23 protein-coding genes are annotated in these 18891 nt (G+C 65.2%); 22 read left to right on the top strand and 1 reads right to left on the bottom strand.

Annotation, left to right across the window (positions count from 1 at the left end):
* The first annotated feature begins 6 nt into the window (after nucleotides 1-6).
* The 15 genes from ABLV49_RS12665 to ABLV49_RS12595 all read left to right on the top strand — a co-directional run bounded on the left by ABLV49_RS12665 (nucleotide 7) and on the right by ABLV49_RS12595 (nucleotide 10628).
* Nucleotides 7-417 carry a HesB/IscA family protein gene (locus tag ABLV49_RS12665; RefSeq protein ID WP_349276868.1) on the top strand — a complete coding sequence of 137 codons (411 nt, stop codon included), beginning with the start codon at nucleotides 7-9 and terminating at the stop codon, nucleotides 415-417.
* 26 nt (nucleotides 418-443) lie between these two features.
* Nucleotides 444-1013, top strand: coding sequence for a hypothetical protein (locus tag ABLV49_RS12660; protein WP_349276866.1), 570 nt, complete (start codon nucleotides 444-446; stop codon nucleotides 1011-1013).
* On the top strand, nucleotides 1010-1849 hold the full coding sequence (locus tag ABLV49_RS12655; RefSeq protein ID WP_349276864.1) for a 4Fe4S-binding leucine-rich repeat protein: 840 nt from the start codon (nucleotides 1010-1012) through the stop codon (nucleotides 1847-1849). Before ABLV49_RS12660 ends, ABLV49_RS12655 begins: the two co-directional genes overlap by 4 nt.
* Entirely contained in the window at nucleotides 1842-2204 is a 363-nt protein-coding gene (locus ABLV49_RS12650) for a nitrogen fixation protein NifZ (protein WP_349276862.1), read from the top strand. Before ABLV49_RS12655 ends, ABLV49_RS12650 begins: the two co-directional genes overlap by 8 nt.
* Entirely contained in the window at nucleotides 2201-2506 is a 306-nt protein-coding gene (locus ABLV49_RS12645; RefSeq protein WP_349276860.1) for a nitrogen fixation protein NifZ, read from the top strand. Before ABLV49_RS12650 ends, ABLV49_RS12645 begins: the two co-directional genes overlap by 4 nt.
* Complete coding sequence (locus ABLV49_RS12640; protein WP_349276859.1) at nucleotides 2503-2853, top strand: hypothetical protein; 351 nt, start codon at nucleotides 2503-2505, stop codon at nucleotides 2851-2853. Before ABLV49_RS12645 ends, ABLV49_RS12640 begins: the two co-directional genes overlap by 4 nt.
* A 29-nt stretch (nucleotides 2854-2882) precedes the next feature.
* Nucleotides 2883-4031: a cysteine desulfurase family protein gene (locus tag ABLV49_RS12635; RefSeq protein ID WP_349276857.1), complete on the top strand. Its 1149-nt coding sequence runs from the start codon at nucleotides 2883-2885 to the stop codon at nucleotides 4029-4031.
* Between the two features lie 43 nt (nucleotides 4032-4074).
* Nucleotides 4075-4293 carry a putative nitrogen fixation protein NifT gene (nifT, locus tag ABLV49_RS12630; RefSeq protein ID WP_349276855.1) on the top strand — a complete coding sequence of 73 codons (219 nt, stop codon included), beginning with the start codon at nucleotides 4075-4077 and terminating at the stop codon, nucleotides 4291-4293.
* Between the two features lie 11 nt (nucleotides 4294-4304).
* A complete protein-coding gene (locus ABLV49_RS12625) occupies nucleotides 4305-4568 on the top strand; it encodes a hypothetical protein (RefSeq protein WP_349276853.1) in 264 nt (87 codons plus the stop codon).
* Nucleotides 4569-4572: 4 nt separating this feature from the next.
* A complete protein-coding gene (locus ABLV49_RS12620) occupies nucleotides 4573-5736 on the top strand; it encodes a DegT/DnrJ/EryC1/StrS family aminotransferase (protein ID WP_349276851.1) in 1164 nt (387 codons plus the stop codon).
* 10 nt (nucleotides 5737-5746) lie between these two features.
* Entirely contained in the window at nucleotides 5747-6592 is an 846-nt protein-coding gene (locus tag ABLV49_RS12615) for an SIR2 family NAD-dependent protein deacylase (RefSeq protein WP_349276849.1), read from the top strand.
* Nucleotides 6593-6654: 62 nt separating this feature from the next.
* Nucleotides 6655-6981, top strand: a complete 327-nt coding sequence (locus ABLV49_RS12610) for a 2Fe-2S iron-sulfur cluster-binding protein (RefSeq protein ID WP_349276847.1) — start codon at nucleotides 6655-6657, stop codon at nucleotides 6979-6981.
* A gap of 171 nt (nucleotides 6982-7152) precedes the next feature.
* On the top strand, nucleotides 7153-8784 hold the full coding sequence (locus ABLV49_RS12605) for a flavin monoamine oxidase family protein (RefSeq protein WP_349276846.1): 1632 nt from the start codon (nucleotides 7153-7155) through the stop codon (nucleotides 8782-8784).
* Nucleotides 8785-8790: 6 nt separating this feature from the next.
* The gene (locus ABLV49_RS12600; RefSeq protein WP_349276844.1) at nucleotides 8791-9156 is read left to right on the top strand and encodes a hypothetical protein; all 366 of its coding nucleotides are present in this window, start codon (nucleotides 8791-8793) and stop codon (nucleotides 9154-9156) included.
* A complete protein-coding gene (locus ABLV49_RS12595) occupies nucleotides 9153-10628 on the top strand; it encodes a protein adenylyltransferase SelO (protein WP_349276842.1) in 1476 nt (491 codons plus the stop codon). Before ABLV49_RS12600 ends, ABLV49_RS12595 begins: the two co-directional genes overlap by 4 nt.
* Nucleotides 10629-10706: 78 nt before the next feature.
* Here the strand turns inward: ABLV49_RS12595 and ABLV49_RS12590 are convergent, their stop codons facing one another.
* Nucleotides 10707-11528: a FadR/GntR family transcriptional regulator gene (locus ABLV49_RS12590; protein ID WP_349276840.1), complete on the bottom strand. Its 822-nt coding sequence runs from the start codon at nucleotides 11526-11528 to the stop codon at nucleotides 10707-10709.
* 139 nt (nucleotides 11529-11667) lie between these two features.
* Between ABLV49_RS12590 and ABLV49_RS12585 the strand changes: the two genes are divergently transcribed.
* The 7 genes from ABLV49_RS12585 to garD all read left to right on the top strand — a co-directional run bounded on the left by ABLV49_RS12585 (nucleotide 11668) and on the right by garD (nucleotide 18863).
* On the top strand, nucleotides 11668-12477 hold the full coding sequence (locus ABLV49_RS12585) for an NAD-dependent epimerase/dehydratase family protein (protein ID WP_349276838.1): 810 nt from the start codon (nucleotides 11668-11670) through the stop codon (nucleotides 12475-12477).
* A gap of 6 nt (nucleotides 12478-12483) precedes the next feature.
* The gene (locus tag ABLV49_RS12580; protein WP_349276837.1) at nucleotides 12484-13386 is read left to right on the top strand and encodes an SMP-30/gluconolactonase/LRE family protein; all 903 of its coding nucleotides are present in this window, start codon (nucleotides 12484-12486) and stop codon (nucleotides 13384-13386) included.
* Nucleotides 13387-13424: 38 nt separating this feature from the next.
* Nucleotides 13425-14396 carry a TRAP transporter substrate-binding protein gene (locus ABLV49_RS12575; protein ID WP_349276835.1) on the top strand — a complete coding sequence of 324 codons (972 nt, stop codon included), beginning with the start codon at nucleotides 13425-13427 and terminating at the stop codon, nucleotides 14394-14396.
* 103 nt (nucleotides 14397-14499) lie between these two features.
* Nucleotides 14500-14994 (top strand): TRAP transporter small permease, encoded by a 495-nt coding sequence (locus ABLV49_RS12570; RefSeq protein WP_349276833.1) that lies wholly within the window; start codon nucleotides 14500-14502, stop codon nucleotides 14992-14994.
* Nucleotides 14985-16277: a TRAP transporter large permease gene (locus ABLV49_RS12565; protein WP_349276831.1), complete on the top strand. Its 1293-nt coding sequence runs from the start codon at nucleotides 14985-14987 to the stop codon at nucleotides 16275-16277. Before ABLV49_RS12570 ends, ABLV49_RS12565 begins: the two co-directional genes overlap by 10 nt.
* Nucleotides 16278-16339: 62 nt before the next feature.
* Nucleotides 16340-17251, top strand: coding sequence for a 5-dehydro-4-deoxyglucarate dehydratase (kdgD, locus tag ABLV49_RS12560; protein WP_349276829.1), 912 nt, complete (start codon nucleotides 16340-16342; stop codon nucleotides 17249-17251).
* A 22-nt stretch (nucleotides 17252-17273) separates the two neighbouring features.
* Nucleotides 17274-18863: a galactarate dehydratase gene (gene garD, locus ABLV49_RS12555; protein WP_349276827.1), complete on the top strand. Its 1590-nt coding sequence runs from the start codon at nucleotides 17274-17276 to the stop codon at nucleotides 18861-18863.
* The last annotated feature ends 28 nt before the right edge of the window (nucleotides 18864-18891 follow it).

The raw sequence follows: 18891 nt of genomic DNA, 5'->3' as shown, positions 1-18891 counted from the left end.
TAAACCATGCTGCCCAAAGTCACCATCACCCCCGCCGCCGCGAAGTTCATCAATCGCATCGTGCGTTTCTCCGGCCTGCCTGCGGGCGCCGGTTTGCGCCTGGCCGTGACCCCGGGCGGCTGCTCGGGTTACTCGTCAGAGTTCAGCGCCGAGGCGGCTCCCCAGACGGGCGAGCAAATGCTCGAAGTCGGTGGCGTGCGTCTGTTCCTGGGCGCCGAAAGCCGCCTGATGCTCGAAGGCATCACGATTGATTTCACGGAAACGGCGACCCAGTCGGGCCTGTCCTTCATCAATCCCAACCAGGCCGCCTGCGGCTGCAGCAGCGCTGAAACGGCGGCGCCCCCGTCCGGCGTGACCAGGATCGAGATCAGCGCCATCGGCCGTGGCCGTCCGGCCGCCCCGATCCTGGCTTCCTGAGCGACCAGCACCCAAGGGGCAGTTCCATGGATGCAGCAAGCCTGGGCTTTGACGACAACCTGGCGGCGTTTGCCGACAGCGCCATCGGCGGCGGCTTGAGCCCGCAGGTCGAGGCGCTGATCAAACAGGCCGGGCTGCTGCGCCATCTGCCGCAGCAGGCGCTGCCCTTGCTGGAGCAGGCCCGGGCGGCGGCGCCCCGCCACCCGGTGCCGCTGATTGCGCTGTACCGCTTTTACTTTTATGGCCACCAGCTGGCCCTGGCGCGCGCCGCCGGCGAAGATGCGCTGGCGATTGCGCGCAATGCGCTTGGCCCCGATTTTGGCGATCATCCGCCCAGCGATGAGGCGGCGCGCGATGATGCCGCCGTGCGCTTTTACCTGTTTACCCTCAAGGGCCTGGCCTATCTGAACCTGCGGCTGGACGACTTTGAAGAAGCCCGGCTGATGCTCGGCGAGTTGCGTCGCCTGGACCCGCAGGACCGGGTGGGCGGCGCCTTGCTGTCGCAGGTGCTGGCCCGCCATGAGGCCGGCGAGGCCGAAGATTCACTTTCAGCCTACCCGGTGCGCGGCTGGAGTGGCATCGGACCGGCGCTATGAACACGCCGGGCGCCCCTTTTAGGGGAACCGCATTGGGCGGAACCAGTTCGCGCGCCCCGGCGGGCGACATTGCCCCCCAGCACTGGCAGGGCGGGCCGCTCCAATGCGGTGACTGCTGCTATGCGGCCTTGCGCACTCAGCCGGGCGAGCAGGGCTGCGAGCCCGGCCACGCCTGCATGCAGGATGTCTATGCCCGGCGCATCGACCGATTTTTCAACTGGCATCCCGATTTGGGCGATGCGCAGCTGGAGCATCCCTATTTTGAAGTGCGCGCCATTGCCGCGCGCCATGCCAGCGTGTTTCGCCTGCTGGCGATGGTCGATGACCCCGACGAGACCGTGCGCCTGCAAATCGCGCTGCGCCTGCCGCTGGCGCAGCTGATCCGGCTGGCCAACGACCCGCATCGCGAAGTGCGCATCCGTGTCGCGCAGCGCCTGTCGCCCACGGCGCTGGCCAGCATGCGCAACGATGAAGACTATGGCGTGCGCGAACTGGTGGCGTTGCGCATGCCGCTGGCCCTTTTGCCCCTCATGACCAGCGACCGCGACCGGGCCGTGCGCATGCGCGTGGCCCAGCGCCTGGAGATGCCGGCCCTGCTGCGCATGGCCGACGACACCGAAGTCGAGGTGCGCCGCATCGTCGCCGAGCGCCTGCCCGCGCCGCTGCTGTCCCGCCTGGCGGCCGACACCGACTGGCGCGTGCGCTGGGAAGTGGCCCAGCGCGGCGATGCGGCCGTGCTGGCGGCCTTGCAGGGCGACGAAGATTCTGAAGTTCGCCAGACCGTTGCCGAGCGGCTGGGGCACGAGGTAATTCAACTGGGAGTGGCACATGGCTGATATCAACCGCGATGACAACGAAATTGAACTTGCCTCGCCGCCGCGCTTCAAGTATGGCGAGCGGGTGATTGCGCGCTCGGTCATCCGCAACGACGGCACCTACAACGGCCGCGACATCGGCGAAGTGCTGGTCAACAAGGGCGAGATCGGCTACGTCATCAACATCAACACCTTTTTGCAGCAGTTCTACATCTACGCCGTGGACTTTGTTGATTCCGGCCACCGCGTGGGGATGCGGGCCAAGGAGCTTTGCACGCTGGACAACCTGCCCGACGACGTGCTGGAGCAGCTCGGCGCAAAAGCCGGCGTGCTGCAGACACTCGGAAATGCCCAACCACTTGAGGAGAAGTCATGAACGCCAATGTGAATGCCAACGCCATGCCGGGTGTCGAGCCCCGCGAACCGGCCTACGCCTGGGGCCAGCGCGTGATTGCGCTGGATGACTTGGTCAACGACGGCAGCCACCCGGAGCGCGCGGTGGACGCGCTGCTGGCCGCACGCGGCTCGGTCGGCGAAATCGTCAATATCGGCCATGCGTCGGATCTGAACGAGCCGGTGTACCTGGTGGAGTTCGACGGCTGCGTGGTCGGCTGCCTGGAAATTGAACTGGTTCCCGCGCCGCACGGACTGCTGCCGGAGACCGAGGACGGACTGTGAACACGGCGGTGGCGGTGGCTGCCTCTGCCAGCGGCCAGGTTCGCGACTTCATGCTGCACCGCCTGGAGCGGGCACTGCGTGAGCGCGTGCGTTACCGCTATGTGCAGCCGCTGGTGCTGCGCGAAGGCGACAGCTTTCGCATCCAGAGCCCGTGCTGCTCGCGCAACGTGGACCCCAGCGGCGGCGTGATCGACATCGCGCTGCTGGCGCCCGGCGCGGGCCAGCGCTGGAGCCTGTCGGCGCGTGACCATGCCCGTGGCGCCTGGGTGCCACGGTTTCAGGATGAACCGCTGGACGAGCTGCTCGACGCCCTGTGCGTGGACAACGAACGCCAGTTCTGGCCCTGAACTGAATTGACGACGCTCTGGCCATCACCATGATCTACCTCGACCACAACGCCACCACGCCGCCCGCGCCTGCGGTCATCGCGGCCATGCTGCCGGTGCTCTCAGGCCTGTGGGCCAACAGCTCCTCGCAGCACGGACCGGGGCAGGAAGCCAGGCGCGCCCTGGGCGCTGCGCGAGGCGCGGTGGCGCGGGTGCTGGGCTGCAAGCCCGTCGAAGTCATTTTTACCAGCGGTGCCACCGAGGCCAACCACATGGCCGTGCGCGGCCTGCTGGCTGCCGCCGCCCCTGAGCGGCGCCGTGTCGTGTTCAGCCGCATCGAGCATGCGGGCCACCTGCGCCTGGCGCGTGCGCTGGCCGAGAGCGGCGTTCAAGTCGATTTTCTTCCCGTGCTGGCCGATGGCCGGCTGGATCTGCCCGCAGCCGCCGCGCTGATCGGCCCCGACGTGGCGCTGGTCTCGCTGATGGCCGCCAACAATGAAACCGGCGCCCTGATGCCGGTGGCCGAAGTCGCCGCGCTGGCGCAGGCCGCCGGGGCGCGGCTGCATGTGGACGCCACCCAGTTCATCGGCAAGCAGCCGTTTGTTTTTTCCACCTGCGGGGCGGATGCCGTGTCGCTGTCGGCGCACAAGTTCAATGGCCCCAAGGGCGTGGGCGCGCTGCTGCTGCGCCAGGGGACGCCTTTCATCGCGCAAACGCTGGGCAGCCAGGAGCGCGGCCGTCGCGGCGGCACCGAGAACCTGGCCGGCATTGTGGGGCTGGCGGCGGCGCTGGACCTGCTGGGCGATGTGAGCGTGGAAGCGGCCCGCGTGGCCAGTCTGCGCGACGAGCTTGAAGCCGGACTGATCCGCGCCTTGCCAGCCACCCATATCTGGTGCCGCAGCGTGCCGCGCCTGCCCGGAACCAGCTACCTGCGCTTTGGCCAGCTGTCGGTCGATGTGGTGCTGCAGCGGCTGGAGCGCTTGGGCGTGGCCGCGTCGTCGGGCGCGGCATGTTCCTCCGGCGGCAGCGAGCCTTCGCATGTCCTGACGGCGATGGGCGTTCCCGCCGACGAGGCGCTGGCCGCCGTGCGCCTGTCGCTGGGCCGCACCACCACGGCCGAAGACGTGGCTTCCTTGCTTGCCTTGCTGCCGCCGCTCCTGAAGCCGCTGCTGCAGGAAGAAATGTTGATTGCTCCTTAAAGCGAACTCTTAAAACCATGTTGATACCTACCAGGAGCCAAAGATGAAACTGATGATCCGCAAAGACAGCAAGGGCACGTTGACCGGCTATGTGCCCAAGAAAGATCTGGAGGAGCCCATCATCAGCATGGTCAACCCCGGCATGTGGGGCGGTCTGGTGACGCTGGGCAACGGCTGGCAGTTCGATCTGCCCGCCATGCCCGCCGACACGCCGCTGCCGATCACCGTCGAAGCGCGCCGCCTCCCGGTGACTGAGGACTAAGGAGCACCGCGATGGCCATGACCCCTGACTACCTGCGTGATGCCGGCGAAGTGATTGGCGCGGCGTCATCGCTGCGCGACGCGGCAACGCTCTGGCGCGCACGCGACCCGGACATGCGTGTCGTGCTGGTCGATGCGATGGACATGAGCGACGAGACCCCAGCCCTGCTGCTGGGCAAGCGCCGCGTCTATCTAGGCACCTCCAACGGCCACTGCTGGTCCATCACCCAGCAGCCCGAAGAGGCGACCGCACTGATCCTGACGCAGGAGGACTGACACCATGGAAATCGACGCCATCTCCCTGTTTGAACCCGAATGCGGCGACCGCGAGATTGAACTCGTCTGCGCCGTGCTGCAGTCAACCCGCTGGGGCGACGGCCCGATGCTCGAAGGCTTCGAGCAGGCCTTTGCCGGCTGGGCCGGGCGCAAGTACGCCGTGGCCGTGGGCAGCGGCACGCTGGGCACCTGGATTGCATTGCGCGCCATGGGAATCGGCCCCGGCGACGAGGTGATCTGCACCTCGCACGCCTGGCACCAGGTGGCGCAGGCCATCACGCTGGCCGGCGCCACCCCGGTGTTTGCCGACATCAACTACTGGACCGGCAGCCTGAGCCCCGAAAAAGCCGCCCTCAAGATCACCCCGAAAACCCGCGCCATCCTGGCGGGCAACACCAATGGCCACCCGGCCGACTGGGAGCCGCTGCGCGCGCTGGCCGACGCCCACGGCCTGAAACTCATCGAAGACAGCACCGAAGCCCTGGGCTCGCGCTACAAGGGCCGCACCGTGGGCAGCTTTGGCGACGTGGCGGTGTTTGACTTTTCCCTGCCCTCGGCGCTATGCACCGGCGAAGGCGGCATGCTGGTCACCGATGACGACGAGCTGATCCACGAGCTGCGCTACCTGCGCCAGCGCCGCATTGCCGACCGCAATTCGGTGTCTGTCGGTTCGCGGGTGCCGCTGCAGGCCGGCATGAGCGAGCTGACCGCCGCGCTGGGCCTGGCGCAGCTGGCCGAACTCGACGAGCGGCTGGCCCTGCGCAAGGAAGCCGAAGGCTGGTATCTGGCGCACATGGAGAGCTTTGAGGGCGTCAAGCCGCCCTACATCAGCGAGAACGTCGATGAAGTCAACTGGATGCTCTACGTCGTGCATCTGGGCAAGCGCTTCACGCTCAGCGCCCGGGCGCAGATGATTGACGACCTCAAGTCCAGCGGCGTCGAAACCGCCGCCTACAGCCATCCGCTGCACCAGCAGTATTACTACATGAATGCGGGCGAAACCATCGGCCGCCAGCGTGGCCTGCTGCGCGACACCGACCGCATCGGCGACCGCGCCCTGGCGCTGCCGCTGCACACCCAGCTCGACGAAACCCAGGTCCAGTACATCGTCACGACGCTCAAGGACACCGCGACCAATGTCGGTGCCGGCGCAGCCATTTACCTCTGAGGACTTCACCATGAACGCTTTGATCCGCGATATTGCCCAACAGCTCGATGCAGGCACCGTCATTCCCTATCTGGGGCCTGACATGCTGTCGCTGTGCAGCGACCTCAAGGTGCCGGCCACCCCGCTGGCACTGGCCGAGATCATGACCTCCAAGGTCAGCGTGCCGCACAAGATCCGCAAGCGCCTGACCCAGGCCGCGCAGTTCATCGAGAACTTCAAGCACCGCAAATCGGTGGTGCATCTGATGAACGAGGCCTTTGCCGCCACGCCTGTTCCTTCGGCCTTTCACCTCGCGCTGGCCGGCAGCGGTGCCGGGCTGTGGGTCGATACCTGGTATGACGACACGATGGCCGCCGCGCTGGCGCAAACCCAGTCCCCAGGCGACTGGGTGCAGGTGCAGGGCCTGTCGCAGTCCGAGCATTTTGGCCACTGGACCGGCGTCTATGGCGACGATGGCGCCGTGTTGCCCGAGATGCCAGCCGATGCCGGCCGCATTCTCTACAAGCCCATCGGCAGCCACGGCCCGGCGGGAAACTTTCTGGTGTCCGACAGCGACTATGTTGAAGTGCTGACCGAAATCGACATCCAGACGCCGATTCCGGCCGCCGTGCAGGCCTGGCGCACCGGCCGCAACTTCCTGTTCCTGGGCTGCCGCTTTGACGACCAGCTGACGCGCTGCTTTGCCCGCCAGATCATGAAGCGCTCGTCCGACCGCCATTGGGCCGTGCTGCCCGAAGAACCCACCCGCATGGAGGCGCGCTTTCTGCAGGAGCAGGGCATCACGCGCATCAACCTGCCGCTGGCGCAGTTTGCCGATGCGCTGATGGACACCATGCAGCCCGCGCTGGCCGCCTGAAGACTTTCATCCTTTTTCCGTTCCCTTTCCTTTTCATCAACCCACCCTTCCTAAAAATCATCATGACGACACTTACCCCTGAATCCGCACAAACCACCATGACGACCATGACCGTCATGCCTTCCGGCAAATCCTATGAAGTCGCGACCGGCACGACCTTGCTCAAGGCCCTGCAATCGGTCGGCGAGCCGATCAAGAGCAAATGCGGTGGCGAAACCAAATGCGAAGCCTGCCACGTCTTCGTCACGTCAGGCCGCAAGACCCTGTCCAAGATCAGGCCCGCGGAAAACGAAAAGCTCGACGGCATGGTCGGCATCAGCTCCAACTCCCGCCTGGCCTGCCAGGCCGTGCTGGGAACAGAGCCGATCACCGTTGAACTGATTGCCTGACTGACTAAGGACACGGTCAGCAATAACTTCCCTGCGTCGTCATACCCGCGAAGGCGGGTATCCAGACTCGTCTGAGCATTTCAGCCCGCGTTGCTGGATTCCCGCCTTCGCGAGAATGACGGACGGGAAGTTATTACTTGCCAGATAACTAAAAGCCAAAGGATTGACATCATGGTCGCCATCGTTCCACTTTCCTCGGCCCGTGTGTTCGATGTCGCCATCGTCGGCGCGGGCCTGTGCGGGCTGGCGCTGGCGCGTGTGCTGGCGGCGCGCGGCCTGGATGTGCAAGTGATTGAAGCCCGCGACCGCCTGGGCGGGCGCGTGCAGACCCGGCATTGCGACACCACCGGCCAGGCGCTGGACCTTGGTCCGGCCTGGTTCTGGTCCGAGACTGAGCCGCGCATCACCGCGCTGCTCGGCGAACTTAGGCTGGCCAGTCAGCCACAAGCTGATCCCGGTGACGCCCTGTGGCTCACCGACCCCAACCGCGAACCCGAACGCCGGATCGAAGCCGGCGGCGTGCATGCCAACGCCCGCCGCATCGAGGGCGGCGCGGCGCGACTGGTCCAGGCCCTGGCAGCCGGGCTGCCGCAGGGCTCCCTGCACCTTGGCGTTGCGGTGCGCGCATTGCGCGACCGGGGCGCCTTCATTGAATTACTGCCCGCCACCGGCCACCCCTTGCGGGCGCGCCAGGTGGTGCTGGCGCTGCCGCCGCGCCTGGTGCATGAGCGGCTGCAGTTTGACCCCGAACTGCCCGCCGCCGTGGCCGAGGCGCTGGCCGACACACCGACCTGGATGGCTGCGCAAGCCAAGGCGGTGACGACGTTTTCCCAGCCCTTCTGGCGCACGGCAGGCCATTCCGGCAATGCCTTTGTGCGCCACGCCCAGGCGGTGCTGGGCGAAGTGTTTGACGCCAGCGAAGGCAGCGCCGGCGCACTTGGCGGCTTCATCGCCCTGAATGCCGCCCAGCGCGAGAATTTCAGGCGCGGCCTGCCGATGCTGATCGACAGCCAGCTGGCCCAGCTCTACGGCCCCGAGGCGCAGCACGGCCAGCAGTTCGTGCAGGACTGGGCCGAAGAGCCCTGGACCTGCAGCGCCGCCGACCGTGCTAGTCCGCCCGAGCCGCCGCAGGCCAATCCGCTGCTGCGCCAGCCGCAGTGGGCGGGCCGTGTGTTTTTTGGGGGCAGCGAGACTGCGGCCCACGGCGCCGGTCACATGGAAGGCGCCCTCGAATCGGCCGACCGTATCGCCCACGCCTTGCGCCGCCCCACGCCAGGCGCCAGCAGCGCGCAGGCGCTGGCCGCCGTGCATCTGGCGCGGCCTGCCGACGGCGCCCGTGCCGAGGCCGTCGGCGCTTTTTCGGCCAGCGTGCTGACGCTGCGCGGCATCGCGCCCGAGCGCTACCGGCTGCACCTGACCCGGCTGCTTTCCAGCCAGCAGTCTGATCTGCTCACGCAGCGCGCCTTGCTGGCCACGGCCGACCAAGTGTACAGCGAGTCCCTGGCCCGCCTCGACCATTTGCTGCCCGCGCTGGACGCGACCAGCGCAGAAGTGGTCAATGGCCGCCACGCGCTGACGGCGGCACTGCTGGCGCCGTTCGAGGGCTGGAACAAAGGCCTGCTGGAGGCCGCGCTCAGCTTTAACGGCACCTCCTGCGCGCTGTCGAACTTTCCGCTCGACCACCAGCCCGATGCCGGCATGCTGCGCGCCATCACGCTCGACCTGGGCGCCGCCTGGCGCGAGTTCGCGCTCGAACTCAACACGCGGCTGCTGGCCGCCTGCGGCGCGGCGCAGACCGTTTAAGGCACCATGACCCCCATCATCACCACGGCCCTGCTGGGCCTGATTGAACAGGCCGGCACCGCCATTTCCATCCTGATTGAAGGGCTGGAGCGGGACGAGCTGCTGCGCTCGCGCCTGACCCGCATCGAAGTGCTGCGCCAGCTCAAAACACTGGCCGACAGCGCCTGGCAAGTCGAGCCCGGTGCGCGCAGCGAGATGCCCGAGCTGGACTGGAGCGGCTGGGATGCCATGCGCCCGCGCTTTTGCGGCCCGCCCGGCGAAGCGCTCGACGATGCCCTGTGGTTTGCCTGCGAAGCGCTGGTGCCCGCCACGCTGCTGTGGCTGCGCGTCTATCAGCAAAGCCAGCCGGAGCTGTTCCGAATGGCGTCGTGAACCTTCCCCTTGGCGAGCCCCGCTTTGCCGCGCTTGGCCTGGCCTATGGGCAGGCGGTGGCGGCGCTGCCGCTGCCGGACGCGCAGCGGCTGTATTTCAATGCCGCGCTGGCCGATCAGATCGGGCTGGACCCGCGCTGGTGCCAAAGCCCGGCCGCGCTGCCCCTGTTGACCGGCAACGCCGCCTGGCCCGGCCAGATGCCCAGCGCGTCGGTGTATGCCGGTCACCAGTTTGGCGTCTGGGTCAGCCAGCTCGGGGATGGCCGCGTGCTGACGCTGGCCGAATGGCGCTCGCCCGACGGCAGTCCGGTGGAATTGCAGCTCAAGGGCGCCGGCCCCACGCCCTATGCGCGCGGCAGCGATGGCCGCGCCACGCTGGCCTCGTCGGTGCGCGAACTGCTGGCCTGCGAGGCGCTGCATGCGCTGGGCGTGCCGACCACCCGCGCCCTGTCGCTGGCCGGCTCCAGTCTCTCGGTGCAGCGCGACATGCTGGAGACGGCGGGCGTGCTGGGCCGCACCGCGCCGTGCTTTGTGCGCTTTGGCCATTTCGAATTCCATGCCCGCCACGGCACGCCGCAGCAGCTGGCGCTGCTCGCCGATCACGTCATCGAGCACCACTTTCCGTATCTGGCGAACCAGCCCCCGCGCCAGCGCCATGCCGCCTGGCTGGCCGAGGTGGTCGAGCTGACGGCCGCGCTGTTCGCCCACTGGCAGACGCTGGGCTTTTGCCACGGCGTGCTGAACACCGACAACCTCTCGGTGCTCGGCCTGACGCTGGACTACGGCCCTTACGGCTTCATGGAGCGCTTTCGCCCGCACCATGTCTGCAACGCCTCCGACCACGAAGGGCGCTACGCCTACACCGCGCAGCCGGCCATCGGGCGCTGGAACTGCGAGCGCCTGCTCGACGCCTGCGCAGGCCTGCTTGCCCCGCAGCCCGAAACCGCCAGCCATCTGGCGCAGGCGCTGCTGGCGCGCTACGACGAGGTGTACCGCCAGGAAGTGATGCGCCGCTGGCGCGCCAAGCTCGGGCTGCGCGACGCACGCGCCGGGGATGCCGGCCTGCTGAACCGCTGGCTCACGCTGCTGCAGCGCGGCAAGGCCGATTTCACGCTGGCTTTTCGCCGCCTGGCCGACGCCATTCAAACAGACCCGGCCGAGGCGCTGATCTGTCTGCCCGCCGGACAGGACGCCGTGCTGCGCGACTGGCTCAATGACTGGCGCACCCGCCTGGCCAGTGAAGGCGGCCTGCCTGCCGGGCGCGCCAGCGCGATGCGCCGCGTCAATCCCCGCTACGTGCTGCGCAACCACCTGGCCCAGGCCGCGATTGAGGGCGCCCAACGCGGATCGAGCGTGGAACTGCACCGCCTGCTGGCCGTGCTGGCGCGGCCGTTTGACGAGCAGCCGGGGGCGGAGCACTACGCCACGCCGCCGGCGCAGGGGCTGGAACTGGAAATCGGGTGTTCGGCTTAGCGGCTGGGATTTTGCGAGTCAAAATGTAAAAAGACATGTTGTCGTACAACCTACTTTACGCTCTGCCTTGAATTCAATTCACGGGCTTGAAAAGGGTGTCTTCATGTCTGCCGACGGCTGCAGGGTGTGTGCGTTGTTGCCCCGGCGCAGGCGTTCGCGGCTGTTGGAAAGATGGGTCCGCATGGCGGCACGGGCCGCTTCCGCGTCCTGGTCGCGAATGGCGTTGTAGATGCTTTCATGCTCGGTATGGACGCGCTGCAGGTAGTTCAGGCGCCCCTCGGGCGCGCTGTGCGCCGTGTTGACCCGGGTGCGCGGAATGATCATGGTGCCCAGGTAAGTCATCAGGTCGGCGAAGTGCCGGTTGCCGGTCGAGCGGGCAATTTCCATGTGAAACTGGAAATCGGGCGGCACGGCATCGGAGTCCCGCTGAATCGAGTCCCGGAAGGCGTGCAGGGCGGCTTCCATGGCCAGCAGGTTTTCCGGCGTTCTCCTCTGGGCCGCCAGGCCGGCCGCCTCGGTTTCAAGGCTGATGCGCAGCTCCAGCACTGAAATGACATCGGCAATCGTGGCGAAGTCATCGGCCGCTATCTTGAAGTTTCCGGCTGCCTGGGGCGATAGTACAAAGGTGCCAATGCCATGCCGGGTCTTGACCAGCCCGGACGCCTGGAGCTTGGACAGCGACTCGCGGACCACGGTGCGGCTGACATCGAACCGGGCCATGATTTCTGCCTCTGTCGGCATCTTCTCGCCGGGCTGCAGTTCTCCTGCGTGAATGCTGGCCGCCAGGCTTTCGACGATTTCTCCCACCAGCCCGCGCGGTCGGCGAGCGCGCGGTGGTGTCTCAAGGGCTGAACGGGCATCGCCGGTTTTGGCCGGACTAGGGGTTTTCCATGAGTTCATTTAAAAATTATTGACATGTGTGGGAAGTACTTAGACAATTTGAGTCATCAGACAACGTACAACAGATGTTTGAATGAATTGACTCTAACAAAGTGGATGAAAAAGTCCAGTGTTTTACAACTAAACGGCCTTTAAAAAAATGACCATCAAAGTTCACGACAAGCTGCTATTGACCGGCGCCGCCGGTGGTCTGGGCAAAGCCTTGCGCGACCGACTCAAAGCCAATTGTTCAGTCCTGCGGCTGTCCGATGTCCAGGCTTTTGGCGATGCGCTTGAAGGCGAGGAAATCATACTGGCTGATCTGGCCGATGCGGCGGCGGTTAACGCCATGGTGCAGGGCGTGGACGCCATCGTTCACCTGGGCGGCATGTCGGTCGAAGGCCCGTTCGGCCCGATTCTGCAGGCCAACATCCTGGGCGCCTACAACCTGTATGAAGCGGCCCGCAAGCACGGCGTCAAGCGCGTGGTGTTCGCCAGTTCCAATCATGTGACCGGCTTTTACCGCCAAGACCAGACCCTCACCGCCGACCATCCGGCCCGGCCCGATGGCCTGTACGGCCTGAGCAAGGCCTTCGGCGAAGACCTGTCGCGCTTTTACTTCGACCGCTACGGCATCGAAACCGCCTGCGTGCGCATCGGCTCCTCGTTTGCCGAGCCCAGGGACCGCCGCATGCTGGCCACCTGGCTGAGCTTTGACGACCTGCACCGCCTGATCACCGCCTGCCTCACGACGCCGGTGCTGGGTCACAGCATCATCTTCGGCATGTCCGACAACGCCGTGACCTGGTGGGACAACAGCCGCGCCCGCCATATCGGCTATGTGCCGCAGGACAGCTCGGATGTGTTCCGCGACGCCGTTTATGCGCGCACCGCCAACCCCGACCTGAACGATCCGGTGGCCCAGTACCAGGGCGGCGGCTTCGTGGTGGCCGGACCGTTTGGCGGCTGAACGAGCATGAGCAGCGACTTCATCAAGGCAGAGTTGGTGCTCGACGCGCGCAATGGAACGGGTGAAAGCCCGGTCTGGCACGGCGCGGAGCAGGCGCTGTACTGGGTCGATATTCCGGCGCGCAAGCTGTGCCGCTGGACGCCGGCGACCGGCGAAGCTAGCTGCTGGCTGGCGCCTGAAATGCTGGCCTGCGTGGCGATGATGGCCGGATCGAACGGCTGGATTGCCGGCGCAGAAAGCGGAATTTTTAAGCTACAGCTTCAAGACGACGGACAGCTTGGCTTTGAAAGCCTCGCACCCGTCAGCCATGCCCTGCCGGGCATGCGCTTCAACGATGGCCGCTGCGACCGCCAGGGGCGCTTCCTGGCCGGAACAATGTTGATGAATATGGCTGCTGGCGCAAGTGTTGGTTGCGTCTATGGCTATCAAAAAGAGAGTGGACTGACGAAGCTGCTGGACGGCTTCATCACGCCCAACGGCATGGCCTTCAGTCCCGATGGCCGCACCATGTACCTGTCGGATTCGCATCCTTCGGTGCAGTCGGTCTGGGCTTTTGACTACGACCTGGACAGCGGAACGCCCTCCAATCGCCGCCTGTTCATCGACATGAAGCCGCTGCCCGGCCGGCCCGACGGCGCGGCGGTGGATGCCGACGGCTGCTACTGGATCTGCGGCAACGATGCCGGGCTGGTCCACCGCTTCACGCCTGACGGCAAGCTGGACCGTTCGCTGGCCGTGCCGGTGAAAAAACCGGCCATGTGCGCCTTTGGCGGCGCCGGCCTGGACACCCTGTTCGTGACATCGATTCGCCCCGAAGGCATCGATTTATCTGACCAGCCGTTGGCCGGCGGTGTGTTTGCGCTGCGCCCCGGCGTGCGCGGACTGCCCGAGCCCGCATGCCTGAATTGATTAAAACTTTTTCCACCACCAACTAGATCGAGGATGACATGACGATTCAAAAAACACTGCTGGCTGTCGCCGCCGCGCTGACCCTGGCCCCCATGGCCAGTTCCGCCGCTACTTTGCGCTCCGCCGATATCCACAACGCCGACGACTACCCGACCGTGGTCGCCGTGAAATACATGAGCGATGTGATGGAGAAAAAGAGCGGTGGCAAATACAAGATCAAGGTGTTCAACAAGGGCGCCCTGGGCACCGAGAAGGAAACCATTGACCAAGTCAAGATTGGCGCGCTCGATTTGACCCGCGTCAACATCAGCCCGATGAATGCGATCTGCCAGAAGACGCAGGTTCCGACCATGCCTTTCCTGTTCCATTCGGTCGAGCACATGCGTAAATCGCTGGATGGCCCGGTCGGCCAGGAAATCCTGAAGGATTGCGAAGCCCAGGGCTTCATCGGCCTGGCTTTTTATGACAGCGGCGCACGCTCGATCTATGCCAAGAAGCCGATCAAGACCGTGGCCGACGTGAAGGGCCTGAAGATTCGCGTCCAGCAGTCCGACCTGTGGGTTTCGCTGATTGGCGCCATGGGCGGCAACGCAACGCCGATGCCCTTCGGCGAGGTCTATACCGGCCTGAAGACCGGCCTGATCGACGCGGCTGAGAACAACATCCCGTCGTTCGACACTTCCAAGCACTATGAAGCGGTGAAGTTTTACTCCAAGACCGAGCACTCGATGGCGCCTGAAATGCTGTTGATGTCCAAGGTGATCTGGGACAAGCTGCCAAAGGCCGACCAGGACATGATTCGCAGCGCGGCCCAGGAGTCTGTGGCGGTGCAGCGCAAGAAGTGGGATGAGCAGGAAGCCAAGTCGCTGGCGGTGGTCAAGGCCGGCGGCGCCCAGATCGTCGAGGTGGACAAGGCTTCGTTCCAGGCCGTGATGGGTCCGGTTTATGACAAGTTCATTGTCACGCCAGACATGAAGCGCCTGGTCAAGTCCATTCAGGACACCAAGTAACCATCAGCCAGCAAGCCCCCGTCCTCCGGCGCCACGCCAGGGGATGGGCAGCGCTTCGTCCCTGTGTTGGGGGCGGGCGCCGCGACAAGGCAAGGCGAAAAACATGAACTTCTATACAAAATTTTGCGCGATGCTGTCCAAGATCAGCCTGATCCTGGCCGTCATAGGACTGCTCGCAGTCGTCCTGTGCGTGCAGTGGCAGGTGATTGGGCGTTACGTCCTCAACGACACGCCCACCTGGGCCGAGGCGCTGGCCCTGCTGCTGGTGCTGTTCGTCACGGCCTTCGGCCTGGCGGTCGGTGTGCGCGACGCCGGCCACATCGGCCTGGAATCGCTGGTCGTACTCTTGCCCGAAAAATGGCAGCACCGCATTGAAATCCTGATCCATGGGCTGGTCGGCCTCTTCGGCGCGATGATGGTGCATGGCGGCTGGCTGTGGATGATGGCGAAATGGGACGAGAAAAAACCCATGATGCCCGTCCCCGACGGCATCGACTACCTGCCGCTGGTGATTGCCGGCGTGCTGATCGTGCTGTTTTCGATTGAACATGTGATTGCGCTGCTGCGCGGTCAGGAAGTGGAGCCAGCATGGAACTGACCGTACTCGCCCTGAGCTTCACGCTCTTGCTGATCATCGGCGTGCCGGTCGCGTTCGCGATTGGCCTGTCGTCGGTGGCCACCATCCTTGCCGCCGGCCTGCCGGTCGCGGTGGTGTTCCAGAAGATGGTCGGCGGCATGCAGATCTTCTCCTTCCTCGCCATTCCCTTCTTTGTCTTCGCCGGCGAACTGATGCTCTACGGCGGCATCGCCGAGCGCATCGTTCGCTTTGCCAACAGCCTGGTCGGCCATGTGCGCGGCGGCCTGGGCATGAGCAACGTGATCGGCTGCACGCTGTTTGGCGGCGTGGCCGGCTCACCGCTGGCGGACGTGTCGGCCATCGGCTCGGTGATGATTCCGCTGATGAAGAAGGAAGGCTACGACGCCGATTACGCGGTCAACGTCACGACGCACGCCGCGCTGGTCGGCGCCATCATGCCGACCTCGCACAACATGATCATCTTCACGCTGGCGACCTCGGGCATCGCCTCGGTCAGCGTGCTGAGCCTGATCCTGGCGGGCCTGGTACCGGCGATTCTGCTGACGCTGTGCAACCTGGGCGCGGCCTACTACGTGGCGGTCAAGCGCGGTTATCCGACACGCGGTGCCTTCCCCGGCTGGGGCGAAGTCATGCGCGCCTTCGGTGCCTCGTTGCCGGGCCTGCTGGTGGTGGTGATCATCCTGGTCGGCATCCTGTCCGGCGCGTTCACAGCGACCGAGTCGGCGTCGATTGCCGTGGCCTGGGCGCTGTTCATCACGGCAGTGGTTTACCGCACGATGTCCTGGAAAAACTTCATGACGGCCTGCGCCAAGGCGTGCAAGACCACCGGCGTGGTTCTGCTGCTGATCGGCATCTCGAACGCGTTCGGCTACTTCATGGCGCTGTACGAGGTGCCGCAACTGACCGGCGAGATGATGAAGTCGGTCAGCAGCGAGCCCTGGGTCATCTTTTTCATGATCAACGTGCTGCTGTTCATCCTCGGCACCTTCCTGGACATGGCCGCGACCATCCTGATCTGCACGCCAATCTTCATGCCGATTGCCATGCAGTTCGGCATGGACCCGGTCCAGTTCGGCATCGTGATGCTGATCAACTGCGCGCTGGGCCTGAACACGCCGCCGGTCGGATCGGTGCAGTTCGTCGGCTGCGCGATAGGCGGGATATCGGTCGGGCAGGTGATGCGTTCGATCCTGCCGTTCTACAGCGCGCTGGGCATCTGCCTGCTGCTGGTGACCTATGTGCCTGCATTCTCGATGTGGCTGCCCAACCTGATCACCAAGTAAATCCGGCGCTTTATTGCTTCGGCGCATTTCAACTCAACTTTTTTTTCCTCGAAGAACTTTTCATGAATCCGCAAGACCTCAAAACCATCGTCAGCTCCGGCCTCCTGTCTTTCCCCGTCACCGACTTTGACGCGCAGGGCGACTTCCGTCCCAAGACCTATATCGAGCGCCTCGAATGGCTGGCCCCCTACGGCGCCACGGCGCTGTTTGCCGCCGGCGGCACGGGCGAGTTTTTCTCGCTCACAGGCGACGAATACCCGCTGATCATCAAGACGGCGGTCGATACCTGCGCCGGCAAGGTGCCCATCATTGCCGGCGTCGGCGGCCCGACCCGTTTTGCGATTGCCTGCGCGCAGGAAGCCGAGCGCCTGGGCGCCCACGGCATCCTGCTGCTGCCGCACTACCTGATGGAAGCTGGCCAGGAAGGGCTGATTGCGCATGTCGAGGCCGTCTGCAAGAGCGTGAAGTTCGGCGTGATTGTGTACAACCGCAACGTCTGCAAGCTCACGCCCGAGTCGCTGGCTATTCTTGCCGACCGCTGCCCGAACCTGATCGGCTTCAAGGACGGCGTGGGCAACATCGAAACCATGTCGTCGATCTTCATGAAGATGGGCGACCGCTTTTCTTATCTGGGCGGCCTGCCCACGGCCGAGGTCTATGCAGCCGCCTACAAAGCGCTGGGCACGCCGGTGTATTCGTCGGCGGTGTTCAACTTCATCCCCAAAACGGCGATGGATTTTTACCATGCGGTTGCCAGCGACGACCTGGCCACACAGCACCGCCTCTTGAGAGACTTCTTCATGCCTTACCTGGCGATTCGCAATAAGAATCCTGGCTACGCGGTCAGCATCGTCAAGGCCGGCGCCACCATCGTCGGCCATGACGCCGGCCCGGTGCGTCCGCCCCTGACCGACCTCAAGCCGGCCGAGATGGAAGAGCTGGCCGTGCTGATCAAGAGCCTCGGCCCGCAGTAACTGACTAACCGGAGCCTTTCGCATGACTGCATTGCCAAGCTCTCAGCCCCGCTACATCCTCATGCACGAGGCCGACAACGTGGCCATCGTCGTCAATGACGGCGGCCTGCCTGCGGGCACCGTTTTTGCCTCCGGGCTGACATTGCGCGACAAGGTGCCGCAAGGCCACAAGGTCGCGTTGGTCGATTTGCCGCAGGGCAGCACCGTGCGGCGCTACAACGTGCCCATCGGCTACGCGCTGAAGGACATCCCGGCCGGCAGCTGGGTGCATGAGCGGCTGCTGGACATGCCGGCCGCGCGCGGGCTGGACAACCTGCCCATCGCCACCGTCAGGCCCGAGCCTTTGCCGCCGCTGGAAGGCTACACCTTCGAGGGCTACCGCAATGCCGACGGATCGGTCGGCAGCCGCAACATCCTGGCCATCACCACCACCGTGCAGTGCGTGGCCGGCGTGGTGGAGTTTGCTGTCAAGCGCATCAAGGACGAGCTGCTGCCGCGTTTCCCGAATGTGGACGACGTGGTGGGGCTGGAGCACAGCTACGGCTGCGGGGTGGCGATTGACGCGCCGGATGCGATCATCCCGATCCGCACCCTGCGCAACATCACGCTGAACCCGAACTTCGGCGGCGAAGTCATGGTGGTCAGCCTGGGCTGCGAAAAGCTGCAGCCCGAGCGTTTGCTGCCGCCCGGCACCATCCCGATTGTTGACGAGCGCAACGTGGCCGATGTGGGCGTCACTGCGGAGGCGCCGCTCGATGTGGTGTGCCTGCAGTCCGAACACCATGTCGGCTTCATGTCGATGATCGACTCGATCATGAGTGCGGCCGAACTGCATCTGGAGCGGCTCGATGCGCGCCGGCGCGAAACCGTTCCGGCCAGCGAACTGGTGGTCGGCGTGCAGTGCGGCGGCAGCGATGCGTTCTCGGGCGTGACGGCCAACCCGGCGGTCGGTTTTTGTACCGACCTGCTGGTGCGCGCCGGCGCGACCGTGATGTTCTCCGAGACCACCGAAGTGCGCGACGGCATCGACCAGCTCACTTCGCGCGCCACGACGCCCGAAGTCGCCCAGGCGATGATCCGCGAAATGGCCTGGTACGACGCCTACCTTGAAAAAGGCCGCGTGGACCGCAGCGCCAACACCACGCCGGGCAACAAGAAGGGCGGGCTGTCCAACATCGTCGAAAAGGCCATGGGCTCCATCGTCAAGTCGGGCAGCGCGCCCATCAGCGGCGTGCTGTCGCCGGGCGAAAAGGTCAGGCAAAAAGGCCTGATCTATGCCGCCACGCCAGCCAGCGATTTCATTTGCGGCACGCTGCAACTGGCCGCCGGCATCAACCTGCATGTGTTCACCACCGGACGCGGCACGCCTTACGGACTGGCCGAGGTGCCGGTGATCAAGGTGGCGACCCGCACCGACCTGGCGCGGCGCTGGCACGACCTGATGGACATCAACGCCGGGCGCATCGCCGATGGCGACGCCACGATTGAAGACGTGGGCCGCGAACTTTTCCAGTTCATGCTGGACGTGGCCAGCGGCCGCAAGAAAACCTGGGCCGAGCACTGGAAGCTGCACAACGCCCTGGTGCTGTTCAACCCGGCGCCGGTGACCTGAATAACAAATCCCTGTCAACACACCATCA

The sequence above is a fragment of the Polaromonas hydrogenivorans genome, assembly GCF_040105105.1.
In the GTDB taxonomy this organism is placed as follows: Bacteria; Pseudomonadota; Gammaproteobacteria; order Burkholderiales; family Burkholderiaceae_C; genus Polaromonas; species Polaromonas hydrogenivorans.
Note: the sequence above shows the minus strand (reverse complement) of the source record. Positions and strands in the feature narration are given on the sequence as shown.